This window comes from Rhizobium mayense (assembly GCF_030272705.1).
GTDB lineage: Bacteria > Pseudomonadota > Alphaproteobacteria > Rhizobiales > Rhizobiaceae > Rhizobium > Rhizobium mayense.
This window is the reverse complement of the sequence record NZ_JARFYM010000020.1, coordinates 36,218-53,002: the sequence shown is the minus strand read 5'-3', so window position 1 is coordinate 53,002 and position 16,785 is coordinate 36,218. Positions and strand designations below refer to the sequence as shown.

Genomic DNA, 16,785 nt, shown 5'->3' with positions numbered 1-16,785 from the left:
TCTTGTCCTTGCGTGGTGCGGGAAAAAGCGCCGTTACCCATGGATCGGCAGGCGCGTCTTCAACCGCACGAAGTGTGACGCATCACGGGCAAGACAACGAGAGGCTTTCAAGGATCGGCCGAAGCATGAAGCTTCGGCTGAAAGCATCCGGCAATCCTGCCCCATGACAGGTCAACGGTTGTAATTGGCAGAACCGGCCCATCCGGCCTGCCGGCCGTCTCACATCGCGCAAACGGAAACGCGCGACGGAAACAAGTTTGTCGGGTTTCAAACCCTTCATAAGCATCCGGCGGACGTTCACGCGAACGCCCGCCGGAAAATTCGATTAGCGGCGGATACCGAGGCTGGAGATCAGCTTGGTATAACGGCCTTCGTCCTTCTTCTTGAGGTAATCAAGAAGCGAGCGCCGGCTGGAAACCATCGTCAGGAGGCCACGGCGGGAGTGATTGTCCTTCTTGTGGTCCTTGAAGTGGTTGGTGAGGTTGTTGATGCGCTCGGTCAGGATCGCAACCTGGACTTCCGGAGAACCGGTGTCGCCTTCGGCGGTAGCGTATTCCTTGATCAGCGCAGCCTTGCGCTCAGCAGTAATCGACATCGGATGGTCCTTTCTATGAGAGGAAATAATGTCGCCAAACGCCGGGATGTCGTCCAGCATTGGCCGCGAATGCAATCGGGCAGGCCCGATGCTGGCGCTGCCTATAGACTATTTGGGCTGCAAAGGGAAGAGCATCGTGTTTTTGCCTTCCCCTCTGGTGGCGAAGGTGATTCTTACACAAAAACTCGCTTGGGCCGGAACTCGCCTTGGCCGATCTCGCCGATGGCGATCAACTTGCCGCGTGCCGTGGCATAAGCCTCAGTCTCGGCAACCGGCGCATCGCGCCCGCGCACGAGTATGGGATTGCCCATCTTCAGGCGATGGGCCTGATCATCGTTGATGACGAGGTGGGGCAGGGCCGACAGCGCTTCCGCCGTGTCGATCAGCAGCGCGTCGAGAGCGGCGAGCCGTTCGTCCGCATCCTCGATTACCTCGAGCGCGACGAGATCAGCGAGCGGCACCATCGCCTCCTCGGCGAAGGGGGCGACGAAGCTGCGGCGCAGGCCGGAAATATGGCCGTAACAGCCGAGATCGCGGCCGAAATCGCGGGCGAGTGCGCGAACATAGGTGCCCTTGCCGCACTCCACTTCGAAATGCGTCGTGTTGGCATCCGGGCATGCGAGCAGCGTCAGGCGGAAAATCTCCACTTCGCGCGACGGGATTTCGACCGTTTCACCGTCACGGGCAAGATCATAGGCGCGCTCGCCGGCGATCTTGATTGCGGAAAACTGCGGTGGGATCTGGTGGACGACGCCCGTATATTTCGGCAGCAGTGCGCGAATATCCTCTTCGCTCGGACGCTTGTCCGAAGTCGCGGTCACCTCGCCTTCGAGGTCGTCCGTGGCGCGTTCCTCGCCCCAGGTGACGGTGAATTCATAGATCTTCCGGCCGTCCATGACGTAGGGAACGGTCTTGGTGGCGTCGCCAAGTGCGATCGGCAGCATGCCGGAGGCAAGCGGATCGAGCGTGCCGGCATGGCCCGCCTTCTGTGCCTTGAACAGCCATTTGATCTTGGAAACGGCCTCTGTCGAGCCGAAGTCCACCGGTTTGTCGAGGATCAGCCAGCCGGAAATCGGGCGGCCTTTGGGCTTGCGTGGTTTGGACATTCTCTGTCTCTGTTATCAGTCTTTGTCGGTGTCGGTATCGCCATCTTCGAGGTCGCGCTGGACCTCCGGCGAGCGCAGCAGCGCATCGATCTTCTGGTAGTTGTCGAAGCTTGTGTCGTCGCGAAAGCGGATCTCCGGCATGTATTTCATCTGCCTAAGCTGCGGTCCAAGGCGGCCGCGGATGAATTTCGCATGGCGATTGAGCGTTTCGATGACCGTCTGGTGGTCGGCGACGCCGAGCGGCGTCACATAGGCGGTGGCGATCTTCAGATCCGGCGACATGCGCACCTCGGAAATGGAGATCACGGTGCGCTCGATCAGGTCGTCGCGCACCTCGCCGCGCTGCAGAACCTGCGTGATCGCGGCGCGTACCTGCTCGCCGACGCGAAGCATGCGCTGCGATGGCGCGGAAGAAGTTGGTCTTGTTGCCATTTGTCTTGGTCCCAAAAGGTTCGGGCGCCGGACTGGATGTTCCGGCGCCCGTCCCAATGTTTCAATCTGTCTTGCCTTACAGCGTGCGGGTGATGTGCTCGACGCGGAAGCACTCGATCGTGTCGCCGATGCGAATGTCTTCGTAGTTCTCGAACGCCATGCCGCATTCCTGGCCGACATTGACTTCGGAGACTTCATCCTTGAAGCGCTTGAGCGTCTTGAGCTTGCCTTCGTGGATGACGACGTTGTCGCGCACCAGACGGACACCGACGCCGCGCTCGACCTTGCCTTCGGTGACACGGCAACCTGCGACCTTGCCGACCTTCGTGATGTTGAACACCTCGAGGATTTCGGCATTGCCGAGGAAGGTTTCGCGCCGTTCCGGAGACAGGAGGCCCGACATCGCCGCCTTCACGTCATCGACGAGATCGTAGATGATGTTGTAGTAGCGGATTTCGATACCCTGGCGCTCGGCGAACGTACGTGCCTGGGCGTTGGCGCGGACGTTGAAGCCGATGATGGCCGCATTGGACGCTTCGGCAAGCGATACATCCGACTCGGTGATCCCGCCTGCGCCCGAGTGGACGATACGGGCACGAACTTCGTCGGTGCCAAGCTTGTCGAGCGCGCCGGCAATGGCTTCGATTGAGCCCTGCACGTCGCCCTTGATCACCAGCGGGAATTCCTTCACGCCGACAGCCTGAAGCTGGGTCATCATCTGTTCGAGCGAGCCGCGCTGACCGGACTGACGGGCAGCCGCCTTGTCGCGCGCCAGACGCTGGCGGTATTCGGAAATCTCGCGGGCGCGGCTTTCGCTTTCGACGACCGCGAACTTATCGCCTGCCGCCGGCGTGCCCGACAGACCGAGAACCTCGACCGGCGTTGCCGGCGTCGCTTCCTTCACGTGTTCGCCCTTGTCGTTGACCAGTGCACGCACGCGGCCCCACTGATCGCCGGCAACGACGATCTGGCCCGGACGAAGCGTGCCCTTCTGCACCAGGACAGTGGCCACGGAGCCACGGCCGCGGTCGAGCTGGGCTTCGATGACGGTACCTTCCGCCGTGCGGTTCGGATTGGCCTTGAGGTCAAGGATTTCCGCCTGCAGCAGGATGGCTTCGAGCAGCTTGTCGAGGTTGGTGCCGTTCTTCGCGGAGACTTCCACGTCGAGCACTTCACCGCCCATGGATTCGACGAAGACCTCGTGCTGCAGCAGTTCCGTGCGGACCTTCTGCGGATTGGCTTCGTGCTTGTCGATCTTGTTGATGGCCACGATGATCGGAACACCCGCCGCCTTGGCGTGGTTGATCGATTCGATCGTCTGCGGCATCACGCTGTCGTCGGCTGCTACCACCAGGATCGCGATGTCGGTCGCCTGGGCGCCACGAGCACGCATTGCCGTGAAGGCGGCGTGGCCGGGCGTGTCGATGAAGGTGATCTTCTGACCGTTCTGTTCGACCTGATAGGCGCCGATATGCTGGGTGATGCCACCGGCTTCGCCGGCTACCACGTTCGCATGGCGGATGGCATCGAGCAGCGAGGTCTTGCCGTGGTCGACGTGGCCCATGATGGTGACGACGGGGGGACGGGAAACCAGTTCGCCATCCTCGTCGGCAACGTTGAAGATGCCCTGTTCGATATCGGATTCCGAGACGCGCTTGACCGTGTGGCCGAATTCGCCGGCGATGAGCTCGGCTAGGTCGGCGTCGATGACGTCGCCCGGCTTCATCATCTGACCTTCCTTCATCAGGAACTTGATGACGTCGACGGCGCGTTCGGACATGCGCTGCGACAGTTCCTGGATAGTGATGGTCTCCGGCAGCACGACTTCACGCGAAATCTTTTCGCGCGTTTCCTGCATCTGGCTGCGGCGGAATTTTTCCTGGCGGCGGCGCATGGCCGAAAGCGAGCGACCACGGGCGTTGCCGTCTTCGTCGACATCGGCCGTCGTTACCGTCAGCTTGCCGCGGCGGCGCTCTTCGTCGGTCTTCGGACGCGTGGTGACCGGCTTTGCCGGTTCGGGGCGCACCACCTTGCCGCGTGCCGGAGCGCCACGGGGCGGGCCGCGATCGTCGTCTTCTTGATTGAGAGGACGGCGGCGGTTGGCCGGCGTTTCCATGGCAGGAGCGCCGGGGCGCGCAGGCTGAGGAGCTGTATCCGGGCGACGGGCAACAACAGGGGCTGCGGCCGGCTGTTCGGCCGGCTTCGGTGCTTCCACCTTGGCTTCGACCGGCGCGGGAGCTGCCTCCACGACCTTGGCCTCGGCGGCGCGGGCAGCCTCTTCCGCGGCGAGGCGGGCTGCTTCAGCCTGCTCCGCGATGCGGCGGGCTTCCTCTTCCTGCTGGCGGCGGGCCTCTTCCTCGGCGCGGCGGACCGCATCGGCGGCGTCACGCGCCTGGGCTTCGGCAAGCGCACGGCGGCGCGCATCCATTTCGCCGGCCGACAGATGGTTCAGAACCACCGGTCGCGATGAACGGTCCTGCTGCGGGCGCTGCTGGTTGTTCTGACTGGATTGCTGCGGCCGCTGCTGCTGGCCACCCGGCTGATGAATGCGCGGAGCCGGCTGCGGCGGGCGCGGCGGCTGCGGTGTCGGTTCGGCGACACGCGTCACGGATGCCGTCGCGGCAGCCGTCGTCGTCGGGGTGGTCATCGGCTTTTCGTCTTCAGGGCGTAGCGGGCGACGCTTGCGAGTCTCGACCACGACCGCCTTGGTGCGACCGCGGCCCATGTCCTGGCGCACGGTGCCCTGGTTCACGCCTGAGGGCTTCAGGGTGAGGGTCTTCTTACCCGAAACACTCAGCGTCTTGTCGTCTTTATTGTCGGTCATTCCGTTCCCGTTCCTTCGGACAGGGTACGGAATCGTCCGTCACACCCTGTCGTTCAATGCATGTACCTTAATGAGGCGTCCGGCATCGGCCGGTGACCGCGTCATTGTTTTCGCCGGCCAGCGCCGCCCGTTGCCCGGGACTGACCGCCGTTGCGGTACCGTTCGAGCAGGTTTGCGCGCTTCACTACACCCTCACCTGCCTGCCCTGCAAGCGCTGCGGCATGGATAAAAGCGTTCTGGCCCATCAGTTCTTCCATTTCCGCCTCCGTGAAGACACGGAATGACGGTATTTCCTTTTCAGTCTCCATCCCGAGATGCCAGGCCTTTCGAGCCTGATCGATCTTGCGAACGCCGTCGGCGGCGGCATCCATCGCATGGAACACGGCAAGTGCCGAGCCGTTGCGAACCGCGCCATCGACCTTCGACGAACCGCTGACGAACTGGCCCGCCTTGCGCGCCATGTTCATCATCCCGGCAAGCTGCGCCGCAAGAAGCCGGTCGACGGTGGCGCCGAGATTGCTCGGTGCCGTCACCTCCGCCTTCAGGGCGCGGGAAAACATCTTCTTCGCCACTGCCTTGTCCACCAGCGCCCGGTCGAGTTTGACCCAGCAGCCGCGTCCCGGCAGTTGCCGCTTCAGATCGGGAACCACGGTTCCGTCCGGAGCGGCGACGAAGCGGATCAGCTCGTCGGGCGATCCGCTTTCGCGTGTTACGATGCACATCCGGCCGTTCACGTCGCCACCCCCGAGATCATCGTCCTCAGGCGGTGCGTCCGGCTCCCCGGTGCTCATCATGCTTCTTGCTCGGCCTCATCCTCCGTGGCCTCTTCGGCCTCAGTGGCGAGATCGGCTTCGGTGATCCAGCCGGCCAGCAGGCGGGCCTGCACGACCATCTGCTCAGCTTCGACGCGCGAGACTTCGAGCTTGGAGAACAGGCCTTCGAACTTCTTCGTTTCGCCGTTCTTGCGCTCGGTCCAGCCGACGAGATCGTCCGCGGCGCAGCCGGCGAAGTCCTCGATCGTCTTGATGCCGTCCTCACCGAGGGCGACCATCATCTGCGCGGTCATGCCGTTGATCTGGCGCAGCTCGTCGGAGACGCCGAGCGCCTTGCGCTTCTCGTCCATTTCGGCTTCCAGTCGTTCCAGATATTCGCGGGCGCGATCCTGGATTTCCTGGGCGGTCTCTTCATCGAAACCGTCGATGGACGAAATTTCGTCGAGATCGACGTAAGCCAGTTCCTCGACTGCGGCAAAGCCTTCGGAAGCAAGAACCTGGCCGACCATCTCGTCGACATCGAGTGCATCCATGAACAGGTTGGTGCGCTCGTTGAATTCCTTCTGACGGCGCTCGGATTCTTCCGCTTCCGTCATGATGTCGATGTCCCAGCCGGTCAGCTGCGAAGCGAGGCGGACGTTCTGGCCGCGACGGCCGATGGCGAGCGACAGCTGTTCGTCCGGAACCACGACTTCGATGCGCTCGGCATCTTCATCGAGAACGACCTTGGCGACTTCGGCCGGCTGCAGCGCGTTGACGACGAAGTTCGCCGGCTCGCTGGACCACGGGATGATGTCGATCTTTTCGCCCTGCAGTTCGCCGACGACGGCCTGAACGCGCGAACCGCGCATACCGACGCAGGCGCCGACCGGATCGATTGACGAGTCGTTCGAAATGACGGCGATTTTGGCGCGCGAGCCCGGATCGCGGGCAACCGACTTCACCTGGATGATGCCGTCGTAGATTTCAGGCACTTCCATGGTGAAGAGCTTGACCATGAACTGCGGATGCGTGCGTGACAGGAAGATCTGCGGGCCGCGCTGTTCGCGGCGCACGTCGTAGACATAGGCGCGGACGCGGTCGCCATAGCGGAAGTTCTCGCGCGGGATCATCTCGTCGCGGCGGATAATGCCTTCGCCGCGGCCGAGGTCGACGATGACGTTGCCGTATTCGACGCGCTTAACGGTGCCGTTGACGATTTCGCCGACGCGATCCTTGAATTCGTCGAACTGACGGTCACGCTCGGCTTCGCGCACCTTCTGCACGATGACCTGCTTGGCCGACTGGGCCGCGATACGGCCGAAATCCATCGGCGGCAGCGGATCGGCGATGAAATCGCCGAGAACGGCATCCGGGTTGCGGTCGCGGGCGAGTTCCAGCGGGATCTGCGTGGAATAGTCCTCGGCCTTTTCGACGACTTCGAGCAGGCGCTGCAGGCGGATTTCGCCGGTCTTCGGGTTGATGTCGGCGCGGATGTTCGATTCCGTACCATAACGCGAACGCGCGGCCTTCTGGATCGCGTCCGCCATCGCGGCAAGCACGATCTCGCGGTCGATGACCTTTTCGCGCGCCACTGCATCTGCGATCTGCAGAAGTTCTAGCCGGTTCGCACTGACTGCCATTGTCTTTAGTCTCCGTCTTCCTGCCCAGGGGTTCCCGTCCCGTAGAGCGGTTCGTTGATCGGTTATTCTTCTTCGTCCGCTTCGTTCTGGTTCGCAGCCTGGGCTTTTGCCAGCTTGTCGGCGCGCAGCGCATCGCGGATGAGATCGTCCGTCAGGATCAGCTTGGCGTCAGCCAGCGTACTGAACGGAATGGTCACCTTCGGCTCTTCGCCGTAAGCGACCTGGTCGCGCTCGATCGTAAAACCATCGGCGCTGACATCGGCGATCTTGCCGCGGAACCGCTTGCGGTTATCCACCAGGATCGAGGTCTCGCACTTGATGAGATGGCCGATCCAGCGGCTGAAATCCGATTTGCGCACCATCGGGCGGTCGATACCGGGCGAAGACACTTCCAGATGATACGCTTTATCAATCGGATCTTCCACATCCAGCACCGGCGAAATCGCCGTCGAGACCTCTTCGCAATCCTCGACGGTCATGGTGCCGTCGTTGCGCTCGGTCATGATCTGCAATGTCAGGCCGTTCTGATTGAGGAGGCGCGCACGCACCAAACGGAAGCCCATGCCGACGAGCACGGGCTCGATGATGGCGGCAATGCGCTGGTCAAGGCCGGTTTCGACGATCAGCCGCGGTTCGTTGGCGTTGTCTGCGTTTGTCTCTTCCGACAAGCGTTCACTCCTGCATTGTCGATGCATTTGGAGATCGAGCTAATAAAAAAGAGCGGGTCCTTGCGGCCCACTCTTCATCGCACGATCAAGAATTTGATACGGATATAAGCCCGTTCCCGTCAAATTGCAAGGTCTTCACACCGAAACCAGGCTTCGCCGCCTATTTCCGGAATTCTGCAGCAGGTGCCACCAAGTCTTCCGAAGCATCATTGACGACAACTTTGCGCCATTTGCGGCCATTGGGATGCCTACGATGGTTTCCCTCGAGGATGGCGTGTGCCGTCCGCTTAGGGCTGAAAGCAGCCGCTGATGGCAACTGTTACCGAATTCGGCCTATTTCAGCCCCCCCTGGGCATCGAGCTGTCGGGATGACAGGCGGGCTCGTGACTGTCCTTTTCCTGCCATTGACCGATCTCCCGGCTCGGGTTGAATTTTGGCGCCGCGCCTCCATTCCAGCTTTCCTGACCGCTCGCCTTTCCTTACAATCCCTTCCGGATGCAGAGGACTCCACCATGAGCGAAGACGCCTTCAACATGTCGATCCGCAAATTCCTGAAGGAAGTCGGCGTAACCTCACAGCGCAAGATCGAGGAGACGGTGCGCGACGGGCAGATCGGAGGCAAAAAGCTGAAGGTCCGCATTACATTGACGGCGGAAGGCACCGGCCTCAACCACGTGGTGGACGGCGAAATCGAACTTCCGTAGGCAGGCGAGGTGATCAAGCCGCTCTTCCAGCGAGACGGTACTTACGTTAGCCGCTTTACAGCACCGTGTGTCTCACCAGACGCACGAAGGTCGCTAAAGCACTATGAATTGCCGTGGCGCGTAGCCCAATAGATTTGGCAGAAAGCCGCGCCTGTCCTGCGCCACGTGCGGTCTCGCATTTTCGACGAGTCTCCGTACCACGCGCACGCCACGACTTGGTGCTTTGATCAGCAGTGCGGGCCGTCAATAGTAAGGCGAGACGCACGCCTGTCGTGGACCGTAGTTGGGCTGGAACGTATTGTCAGCCGATTATTATGACGCGAAAAGGACGCGTGGCACTTAATTTCCAAGCTGGAGCGGCGCCGGCGGGGCCGATTCTTGTCGCCATTTCCCCGCGGCGGTACGGTGTTGCACGGCCGACCACAATGATAGCTTCACGCCCGATAGCGGACGTAACCGGCGTCGCACCAAACGACAGGCAGCAAAGCAGCAAAGCCTTGCCCTGCGAAAGTCATCTTAACAGGTTTTCAGGCCTTGTTGGTGAACCACACCGTCGGCGCGCCCAACACGCCTCCCCTGCGCATCGCCGCCTTTAGCTCTTCCAGCTTACCGAAGGCTTGAGCTGCTTCAATCGTGGCGAACTCATGGATGACGGTAACGTCGTTGGGATTGTCGGTGGCTTGATAGACCGCCTCTGCTGTAACCCCGTTTGCCTTCTGCACGGGCCGAAACTCATCGTATACTTTACGCCAGGCCGCGTAGTCTGAAACATCGTGCCTCACAAACAGTGTCGTCATTTCATCCTCCCGCTTTTGCATTTTCATGGTGGGGCCTCCGGCGCGTCAGAATATCACCGAAAAGACGTTAAAGCTTAGGGAAATATCTGGCTGTTTGCGCTTCGGCCATTCGCTTACGGGATGTGGACAAAGCAGACCGCGCGTTTGGGTCAGTTCTTTCAGTCCGGTCGGCGAGCATTGAACTGTCGGGATAGGAGGTGGGTTTGCGGCCGCTCTTTTCCTGCCATTGGCCGATCGATCGCCGGGTCTTGTAGCCCGGCAGTCCGTCGATGCCGCCGACATCGCATCCCTTGCGCTCCAAGGTCACCTGCATGCCGGTGACGTCGGAGCGCAGCATCATTGAAGGGAACTTTGCATCAGAAGCGGACATATCGCCGCGAGCGGTTAGGCGGACCGAAGCGCCTTGTCCTCTTCGCGACTCCGTCTTCCTTCTTCGATAAGCCAATCGCGTACACGCTGCGCCTGTGTGTTGAGTTCCCTCGATCGCGGCCAAACGACATGGAACGCCATATTGGTATTCAGGACATGCCCGCCGACAGCGACCAGCGCCCCAGATCGAAGCTGTTCTTCGATAAGATGTTGCCAGCCAAGCGCGATGCCTTCGCCTGCCAAAACGGCCTGCATGACGAGGACATAGTCATTGATCGTCAGCCGCCGGGGCTGCGGGACATACCGTACTCCGGCGTTCGCAAACCATTCGGACCAGTCGCACGCAGCCCGGACCGGCTCTTCGAGATGGATCAATGGCAGCCCCAGCAGGTCTTCAGGACGGTCCGGGCGCCGTCGCTTTTCTATGAAACGCGGGCTGGCCACGGGAAACACGATCTCCGGCGCCAGCATCGCGGAATGATAACGCGGCCAATTCGCGGGATCGCCACCTCGAACCCCAAGTGGAATTGGTTCCTCGTCCAGGTCGAGATCACGCACGCTCGTCTGGATGCGCAGATCGATATCCGGAAGGTCTGCCCGCAGACGCGCGAGGCGCGGCAGCATCCACATGGAACCGAAGGCAGTCGAAGCTGCCAGCGTAACATTGGATTCCCGACCCTTCGTTCGAATGTCCTCTGCCGACTTCTGGATGCGCGACAAGCCTACAGTAACGTCCGCGTGGAAGCGCTCCCCGACGTCGGTCAGTTCAACATTTCGACGCTCGCGGTGGAAGAGCGGCACGCCAAGCTGATCTTCGAGCTTTCGAACGGCCAATGAAACAGCAGCCTGGCTCATGCCCAGCTCCTCGGCGGCACGACTAAAATTCTGATGCCGTCCGGCAGCCTCGAAGATGATGAGTGCCGAGGCAGATGGCAGTAGCCTTCGAAAGGTTTCCATAAGCTCAGCTTATACAGATACCAAGTTTTTTCCAGCGTTACAGAAACCCGAAGTCGTCTTAGCCTTCATCGGGATCAGGGAGGTCGGTATGAGCGAGGCAATGGTCGACGAAAAGTCTGGCAGACGGGGACGCGGAGGCCGTTCCGCTCGTCGAGAAGGGACCACCAAGCCGCGCGGCGTTCCCTATATCGTCCGCAACATACCCACCTACGACATCCTCTCTGAGGAAAACCTCCAGAAGATCGAGCGGACAGCCGATCGTATCCTCGCCGAGATCGGCATCGAGTTCCGCGACGACCCCGTGTCCGTGGATCACTGGAAGCGGGCCGGAGCCCGCGTCGACGGCGTTCGCGTCCGGTTCGAACCCGGCATGCTGCAGGAGATCGTCGCTTCCGCACCGCGTGAATTCACCCAGCACGCCCGCAATCCTGCGAACAACGTGCAGATCGGCGGAGCGAAGGTCGTCTTCTCGCCCGCCTACGGCTCGCCTTTCGTCATGGACCTCGACAAGGGGCGCCGCTACGGCACGATCGAAGACTTTCGAAACTTCATCAAGCTAGCCCAGGCAAGCCCTTGGCTGCATCATTCCGGCGGCACGATCTGCGAGCCGGTCGACGTGCCCGTTAACAAGCGCCATCTCGACATGGTCTACAGCCACATCAAGTATTCCGACCGTGCATTCATGGGCTCGGTAACGGCCGAGGAGCGCGCCGAGGATTCGATTGAGATGACGCGAATTCTGTTCGGTGCCGATTTCGTCGACCGAAACTGCGTTATTCTCGGCAACGTCAACGTCAATTCTCCGCTCGTCTGGGATGGAACGATGACGAAGTCGTTGCGAGCCTATGCACGCGCCAATCAGGCTGCCGTCATCGTGCCCTTCATCCTCGGTGGCGCCATGGGTCCCGTTACCAATGCGGGAGCAATTGCCCAGTCCTATGCCGAAACGCTGGCCGGCTGCGCCCTTACGCAGCTCGAGCGCAAGGGCGCTCCGGTCATCTTCGGAAATTTCCTATCCTCCATGTCGCTGCGTTCAGGGTCGCCCACCTTCGGCACGCCAGAGCCCGCCATCGGCTCGATGGTCGTCGGGCAGCTCGCGCGGCGGCTTAATCTTCCACTGAGATGTGCCGGCAACTTCTCCAATTCCAAGCTGCCGGACGGGCAGGCCATGCAGGAGGGGCTGATGTCCATGTTGTCGGCCATCCATTGCGGGGCGAACTTCATCCTGCATTCGGCCGGTTTCCTGGATGGATTGCTCGCCATGTCCTACGAGAAGTTTGTGATGGACGCCGACCTATGTGGGGCATTGCACTCCTACCTCGCGGGCGTCACGGTCGACGACAATACGCTCGCTTTCGACGCCTTCGAAGAGGTCGGCCCCGGCAGCCATTTCCTGGGCTCGGCCCATACGATGCGGAACTATCAGACCGCATTCTGGGATTCGACGCTTTCGGACAACGAGCCCTTCGAAAAATGGAGCGAGGAAGGTGGTTCCACCGACATTGCAACCCGCGCCAACGGGCAGTGGAAAAGAACGCTCGAAAATTACGAGGAACCGCCGCTCGATATCGCAGTCGACGAAGCCCTGTGCGATTTCATGGCTAGGCGCAAGGCGTCGATGGCTGACGGCTGGTATTGAATTTTGTCATCATATCGCCGGGGTCAAACGGGTTTAGACGGCTTTGGAGAAGATTCGAGTTCCTTACGCGTACCGTGACGGCGAGTAGGCGTATGTCCGCTTCGGCCCAAACGCGGCAGCGCTATCGAAATCCACCTATTTCAGCAGGCCGAGCATAGAGCTGTCGGGATAGCAGGTGGGCTTGCGGCCGCTCTTTTCCTGCCATTGGCCGATCGACCGCCGGGTCTTGTAGCCCGGTAATCCGTCCGTGCCGCCGACATCGTATCCCTTGCGCTCCAGTGTCACCTGCATGCCGGCGACGTCGGAGCGCAGCATTTTGCCGACATCGCCCCATTGGCCCTTGAAGGCGCCGGAACCATTAGCGATGCGGTCGGCGAGATTGCCGATATAGAGGCCGTAGAGGTCGGAATTATTATATTCCTTGATGACGTAGAAATTCGGCGTGACGATGAATTCCGGGCCGTCACGGCCGGCCGGCACCAGCATCATGCCGTCGGCGCGCAGCTCGTCGGACGGAAAAGCCTTGCCGGAAATCCTGGCGATCCCGAGCGAGCTCCATTGCGAAATCGGCTTGACGAGATCCGGTCCTTCCTGCGCGCAGGAAACGCTTTCCGGGATCGTCACTTCGTAACCCCAGCCGCGGCCGCGCTGCCAGCCCTTCTGAACCAGATAGTTGGCTATGGAAGCGAGCGTATCCGGCACCGAATTCCAGATGTTGCGATGACCGTCGCCATCGAAATCGACCGCATATTTCAGGTAACTGGTTGGCATGAACTGCGGCTGGCCGAGCGCGCCGGCCACAGAGCCCAGGAACTGGTCGGGCGTTACATCACCGTGTTCCAGAATGCCGAGTGCGGCGATGAGTTCGGTGCGGAACATCTCCTTGCGCGTCGACATGAAGGCTTTGGTCGCCAGTACCTGGATCGCGGAATTCGGCAGTTTCGCCGCTCCGAAGCCGGTCTCGCGGCCCCAGATGGCAAGAACGATCGGGCCGGGCACACCATAGACCTTTTCGATCCTCTTCAGCGTCGGGCCATATTGCGAAGCAAAGCTGCGCCCGGTCGCCGCAAGCTTCTGCAGTCGTGCTTCGTTGAAATAGGGCGCGGGCGAGGAAAATTCCGCCTGCGTCTGCGGCTGTTCCTTGGGCTTTGGAAAACCCGGCGGGACGAGATCGGGCAAGTCCCAATTCAGCATTACGCCGGAAAAAGCCGCCTTGAAGGTCTTTTCTGAAATGCCGTCCTTCTTCGCTTCCGGCCAGAGGTTCTGTTGGACCCAGGTCTGGAATTGCGCCTCGACATCGGCCTTGGAGGCGGCGAGGGCGGGGAAGGGAAGGAGAGTGAGGAGGACGATGAAGAGCAAGGAAAGCAAGTGCCGCACCTGCGATACCCCCCTCTGCCGCTTTCGCGACATCTCCCCCACAAGGGGGGAGATTGTTGGGAGTTGGCCGCACCTTTCGCCGGCCCGATACGCTTCAGCATCTACGGAGATAATCTCAGTTTGAGGATTGGCCGTGCCCCAGGTTACCAATCTCCCCCCTTGCGGGGGAGATGCCCGAAAGGGCAGAGGGGGGTTGCGAGGAGAGCGTGCGACGAGCGCCTTGAGCACGAGCGAAAGGCAATATCCTTGCGCCAATTCGTTTTCCTCCCTCAAATCGCCGTCCGCGCCCGCAACGCCGCCGTCAGCGTGCCTTCATCGAGATAATCGAGTTCGCCGCCGACCGGTACGCCGTGGGCGAGGCGGGTGATCTTTACGTCCAGGCCGGCGAGCTGGTCGGTTATATAGTGTGCTGTGGTCTGCCCCTCGACTGTGGCGTTGACCGCGATGATGGTTTCGCGGACGCCGCCTTCGCTGACGCGCTCGATCAGGCCGCGGATATTGAGGTCGTCAGGACCGACGCCGTCGAGCGGCGACAGCACGCCGCCGAGTACATGATAAGCGGCATTCATCGCGCCGGCACGCTCCAGCGCCCAGAGGTCGGCGACATCCTCGACAACGATGATAACGGATTGATCGCGCCGATCGTCCGTGCAGACGGTGCAGGGGTCGACGGTATCGACATTGCCGCAGCGCGAGCAGATCTTCACCTTGTCATAGGCATCGCCCATGGCATGGGAGAGCGGGCCGAGCAGTTGGTCCTTCTTCTTGATCAGATGCAATGCAGCACGGCGCGCCGAGCGCGGGCCGAGGCCCGGCACTTTTGCCAGAAGCTGGATGAGTTTTTCAATTTCGGGACCGGTAACTCGCTTTGCCATGGGAGGCTTTTAGCTCATATGCTGCAGGAACGAAATCGCGGAAGGATGATCGCCCTATGAAAATTCTGGCCGTCTGCATCGGCGATGCCGAAACACTGCCCGGCAAGAGCTACAGGACCGGCATCAACAAGCGTGCGGTCGGCGGTACGGTCATGATCGACGCCGAGGGCGTTATCGGTGATGCCGTCTGCAACAGCGAATATCACGGCGGACGCGATCAGGCCGTTTATGTCGAAGGGTCGCTGACTCTGGACTGGTGGTCGAACGAGCTGGGGCGCAGGCTGGAGCCCGGGACATTTGGCGAAAATATCGTCATCGAAGGGCTCGACAATCGCGAGGTCGCCGTTGGCGACAGATTCATAGCCGACGATTTAGTTCTGGAGGTGACTTCTGCCCGCATTCCCTGCTCGACTTTTGCGGCGAAAATGGGCGATCCGAAATTCGTCAAGCGCTATACGAAAGCGGGCCGCCCAGGCATCTATTGCCGCGTCATCAAAAACGGCACCGCCACCGCCGGAACACCGGTGAGCTATATTCCCTATGCCGGCGCCAAGGTCACCATGCCGGAAATGATGGCGACCTTCGGCAGACGATTGTCGCCTGAGGACCGGGCGCGTTATCTCTCCGCACCCATTCATTACAAGCTCCGTGCACTGCTCGACGACGAATCCGTCGATGCCTGAAGCTACCGCATGGCGATGGCGACGGCCGCTCCCGCCATGGTGCCGGCGCTGGCGCGATTGGCCATCCGCACGGCGCGGCGGCTTTTCAGGAAGCCACGGGCCTTGGCGGCAAAAAAGGCCCAGCTCAGATCAATAACTGCCAGCACGACGAACATCGTCGCCACCAGCTCGACCCAGCCGGTCAGGGTGACGGCATGGATGTCGATGATCGACGGCAGCAGCGCCACATAGAACATCATGATCTTGGGATTGCCCATCGTCACCGTCAGGCCGGCGAAGAAGAGGCGGAGCGGCGATTGCGCGTCCGGCAGCTTTTCCTCGGTCGCATCGGCAGCGGCGAACCACATTTTCCAGGCGAGATAGAGCAGATAGGCCACGCCGGCCCATTTGATGGCGACGAATGCCCAATGGAAGGTCTCGGCGATGGCCGCCAGTCCCGCGACCGCACAGGTCAGCCAGATCCCTTCGCCGATCCACATGGCGGCAAGGAACGGCAGCACGTCGCGCGCGCCCTTGGTCAGCACGCGGGCGACAAGCGCGGCAACGCTTGGCCCCGGCGAACCGGCAGCGACAAACAGCGCGCCGGCAAAAACAAGCAATGTCGTCAGGCTCATGACGTTCTCTCGGATGTTCGGATAGTCGCGGACGAAAAAGGCAGTCCGATGTGTTCCCCACATACCATCCTGTCGCGCATTTTCCAAACGCGCTGCATCGCCTCAGGTAAGTCCGACGCGGAAATCTCCGAAAAGTGCGTAGCCTTCCGGCCATTCGCCGATTCCGGAATTCGCATTGATGTGGCCGAGCGCACCGACATCGATCAATTTACTGCCCCAGACCGCGGCGCTTTCCTTCGCATAGTCGAACGAGCCGAAGGGATCATCGGTGCTGGCAACGAGGAGCGATGGAAAGGACAGTCTCCGGCGCGGCGGATTGGCGAAGCTCGGGGCCTCGGCCAGATAGACCTCGCCTGTCGGATCGGGTGCCGCGACGAGGAAGGCGCCGAGGATTCTTGCCGCGGTGGAGGCGGCCCAATGCGCGACCAACTGGCAGGCGAGGCTATGGGCGACGAGGATCGGCGGCGTCTTCGCGCGGCTGATTTCCCGATCGAGCGCCGCGATCCAATCCGCCAATTCGGGCTTGTTCCAGCTCGCCGGCTGGAAACGGCGCATCTGCGAATCCCGTCGTTCCCACAGAGTTTGCCAGTGGCCTTCGCCCGACCCACCGAGGCCGGGCAGGGTGATGATATCGCTCATGATTATCCTTCCGCAGTCCGTTGACCGATCGAAACTGGCATGTCGCGTGGCAGATTGACATTGCAATCCATCGGGCAAAACTTGCGCACGCCGATGAATTCAAGGTGCAAG

General features: G+C 61.2%; 16 protein-coding genes and 1 pseudogene. 3 read left to right on the top strand and 14 right to left on the bottom strand.

Annotated features, from left to right (window positions below; all coding sequences use genetic code 11):
* Positions 1 to 325 precede the first annotated feature (325 nt).
* From rpsO to rimP, 7 genes are all read right to left on the bottom strand, one after another.
* A complete protein-coding gene (rpsO, locus tag PY649_RS21840; protein ID WP_104821516.1) occupies positions 326 to 595 on the bottom strand; it encodes a 30S ribosomal protein S15 in 270 nt (89 codons plus the stop codon).
* Between the two features lie 173 nt (positions 596 to 768).
* Positions 769 to 1,701: a tRNA pseudouridine(55) synthase TruB gene (gene truB / locus PY649_RS21835; protein ID WP_285870778.1), complete on the bottom strand. Its 933-nt coding sequence runs from the start codon at positions 1,699 to 1,701 to the stop codon at positions 769 to 771.
* A 15-nt stretch (positions 1,702 to 1,716) separates the two neighbouring features.
* Positions 1,717 to 2,133: a 30S ribosome-binding factor RbfA gene (gene rbfA / locus PY649_RS21830; RefSeq protein WP_285870777.1), complete on the bottom strand. Its 417-nt coding sequence runs from the start codon at positions 2,131 to 2,133 to the stop codon at positions 1,717 to 1,719.
* 76 nt (positions 2,134 to 2,209) lie between these two features.
* Complete coding sequence (gene infB / locus PY649_RS21825; protein ID WP_285870776.1) at positions 2,210 to 4,957, bottom strand: translation initiation factor IF-2; 2,748 nt, start codon at positions 4,955 to 4,957, stop codon at positions 2,210 to 2,212.
* 101 nt (positions 4,958 to 5,058) lie between these two features.
* Positions 5,059 to 5,751, bottom strand: coding sequence for an RNA-binding protein (locus PY649_RS21820; RefSeq protein WP_285870774.1), 693 nt, complete (start codon positions 5,749 to 5,751; stop codon positions 5,059 to 5,061).
* Entirely contained in the window at positions 5,748 to 7,352 is a 1,605-nt protein-coding gene (gene nusA, locus PY649_RS21815) for a transcription termination factor NusA (protein ID WP_285870773.1), read from the bottom strand. The genes PY649_RS21820 and nusA overlap by 4 nt, the downstream gene beginning before the upstream one ends.
* Before the next feature lie 62 nt (positions 7,353 to 7,414).
* Positions 7,415 to 8,020, bottom strand: coding sequence for a ribosome maturation factor RimP (gene rimP, locus PY649_RS21810; RefSeq protein ID WP_285870772.1), 606 nt, complete (start codon positions 8,018 to 8,020; stop codon positions 7,415 to 7,417).
* Between the two features lie 512 nt (positions 8,021 to 8,532).
* On the opposite strand from rimP, the gene PY649_RS21805 reads away from it, so the two are divergent.
* On the top strand, positions 8,533 to 8,724 hold the full coding sequence (locus PY649_RS21805) for a DUF6494 family protein (protein WP_285870771.1): 192 nt from the start codon (positions 8,533 to 8,535) through the stop codon (positions 8,722 to 8,724).
* Positions 8,725 to 9,251: 527 nt separating this feature from the next.
* On the opposite strand, the gene PY649_RS21800 is transcribed toward PY649_RS21805, so the two are convergent.
* The 3 genes and pseudogenes from PY649_RS21800 to PY649_RS21790 form a co-directional block, all read right to left on the bottom strand.
* Positions 9,252 to 9,521 carry an antibiotic biosynthesis monooxygenase gene (locus PY649_RS21800; RefSeq protein WP_285870850.1) on the bottom strand — a complete coding sequence of 90 codons (270 nt, stop codon included), beginning with the start codon at positions 9,519 to 9,521 and terminating at the stop codon, positions 9,252 to 9,254.
* A 172-nt stretch (positions 9,522 to 9,693) separates the two neighbouring features.
* Positions 9,694 to 9,858 (bottom strand): annotated as a pseudogene (locus PY649_RS21795) (peptidoglycan-binding protein); the annotation flags it as partial.
* Between the two features lie 47 nt (positions 9,859 to 9,905).
* Complete coding sequence (locus PY649_RS21790; RefSeq protein WP_285870770.1) at positions 9,906 to 10,847, bottom strand: LysR substrate-binding domain-containing protein; 942 nt, start codon at positions 10,845 to 10,847, stop codon at positions 9,906 to 9,908.
* Positions 10,848 to 10,935: 88 nt separating this feature from the next.
* On the opposite strand from PY649_RS21790, the gene PY649_RS21785 reads away from it, so the two are divergent.
* Positions 10,936 to 12,486 carry a trimethylamine methyltransferase family protein gene (locus PY649_RS21785; RefSeq protein WP_285870769.1) on the top strand — a complete coding sequence of 517 codons (1,551 nt, stop codon included), beginning with the start codon at positions 10,936 to 10,938 and terminating at the stop codon, positions 12,484 to 12,486.
* Positions 12,487 to 12,621: 135 nt separating this feature from the next.
* On the opposite strand, the gene PY649_RS21780 is transcribed toward PY649_RS21785, so the two are convergent.
* Both PY649_RS21780 and recR read right to left on the bottom strand, forming a co-directional pair.
* Positions 12,622 to 13,896 carry a lytic murein transglycosylase gene (locus PY649_RS21780; protein WP_285870767.1) on the bottom strand — a complete coding sequence of 425 codons (1,275 nt, stop codon included), beginning with the start codon at positions 13,894 to 13,896 and terminating at the stop codon, positions 12,622 to 12,624.
* A gap of 236 nt (positions 13,897 to 14,132) precedes the next feature.
* Positions 14,133 to 14,738, bottom strand: a complete 606-nt coding sequence (recR, locus tag PY649_RS21775) for a recombination mediator RecR (protein ID WP_285870765.1) — start codon at positions 14,736 to 14,738, stop codon at positions 14,133 to 14,135.
* Positions 14,739 to 14,794: 56 nt separating this feature from the next.
* Here recR and PY649_RS21770 point away from each other — a divergent pair, with 56 nt between their 5' ends.
* Entirely contained in the window at positions 14,795 to 15,421 is a 627-nt protein-coding gene (locus tag PY649_RS21770; RefSeq protein ID WP_285870764.1) for an MOSC domain-containing protein, read from the top strand.
* Between the two features lie 2 nt (positions 15,422 to 15,423).
* On the opposite strand, the gene PY649_RS21765 is transcribed toward PY649_RS21770, so the two are convergent.
* Together PY649_RS21765 and PY649_RS21760 are read right to left on the bottom strand one after the other, a co-directional pair.
* Positions 15,424 to 16,035 (bottom strand): LysE family translocator, encoded by a 612-nt coding sequence (locus PY649_RS21765; protein WP_285870763.1) that lies wholly within the window; start codon positions 16,033 to 16,035, stop codon positions 15,424 to 15,426.
* A 102-nt stretch (positions 16,036 to 16,137) separates the two neighbouring features.
* Entirely contained in the window at positions 16,138 to 16,674 is a 537-nt protein-coding gene (locus tag PY649_RS21760; RefSeq protein WP_285870762.1) for an RBBP9/YdeN family alpha/beta hydrolase, read from the bottom strand.
* Positions 16,675 to 16,785: the final 111 nt, after the last annotated feature.

Coding starts and splice junctions, on each gene's coding strand:
- rpsO (WP_104821516.1), bottom strand. CDS start 595: ATGTCGATTACTGCTGAGCGCAAGGCTGCGCTGATCAAGGAATACGCT.
- truB (WP_285870778.1), bottom strand. CDS start 1,701: ATGTCCAAACCACGCAAGCCCAAAGGCCGCCCGATTTCCGGCTGGCTG.
- rbfA (WP_285870777.1), bottom strand. CDS start 2,133: ATGGCAACAAGACCAACTTCTTCCGCGCCATCGCAGCGCATGCTTCGC.
- infB (WP_285870776.1), bottom strand. CDS start 4,957: ATGACCGACAATAAAGACGACAAGACGCTGAGTGTTTCGGGTAAGAAG.
- PY649_RS21820 (WP_285870774.1), bottom strand. CDS start 5,751: ATGATGAGCACCGGGGAGCCGGACGCACCGCCTGAGGACGATGATCTC.
- nusA (WP_285870773.1), bottom strand. CDS start 7,352: ATGGCAGTCAGTGCGAACCGGCTAGAACTTCTGCAGATCGCAGATGCA.
- PY649_RS21805 (WP_285870771.1), top strand. CDS start 8,533: ATGAGCGAAGACGCCTTCAACATGTCGATCCGCAAATTCCTGAAGGAA.
- PY649_RS21800 (WP_285870850.1), bottom strand. CDS start 9,521: ATGACGACACTGTTTGTGAGGCACGATGTTTCAGACTACGCGGCCTGG.
- PY649_RS21790 (WP_285870770.1), bottom strand. CDS start 10,847: ATGGAAACCTTTCGAAGGCTACTGCCATCTGCCTCGGCACTCATCATC.
- PY649_RS21785 (WP_285870769.1), top strand. CDS start 10,936: ATGAGCGAGGCAATGGTCGACGAAAAGTCTGGCAGACGGGGACGCGGA.
- PY649_RS21780 (WP_285870767.1), bottom strand. CDS start 13,896: ATGTCGCGAAAGCGGCAGAGGGGGGTATCGCAGGTGCGGCACTTGCTT.
- recR (WP_285870765.1), bottom strand. CDS start 14,738: ATGGCAAAGCGAGTTACCGGTCCCGAAATTGAAAAACTCATCCAGCTT.
- PY649_RS21770 (WP_285870764.1), top strand. CDS start 14,795: ATGAAAATTCTGGCCGTCTGCATCGGCGATGCCGAAACACTGCCCGGC.
- PY649_RS21765 (WP_285870763.1), bottom strand. CDS start 16,035: ATGAGCCTGACGACATTGCTTGTTTTTGCCGGCGCGCTGTTTGTCGCT.
- PY649_RS21760 (WP_285870762.1), bottom strand. CDS start 16,674: ATGAGCGATATCATCACCCTGCCCGGCCTCGGTGGGTCGGGCGAAGGC.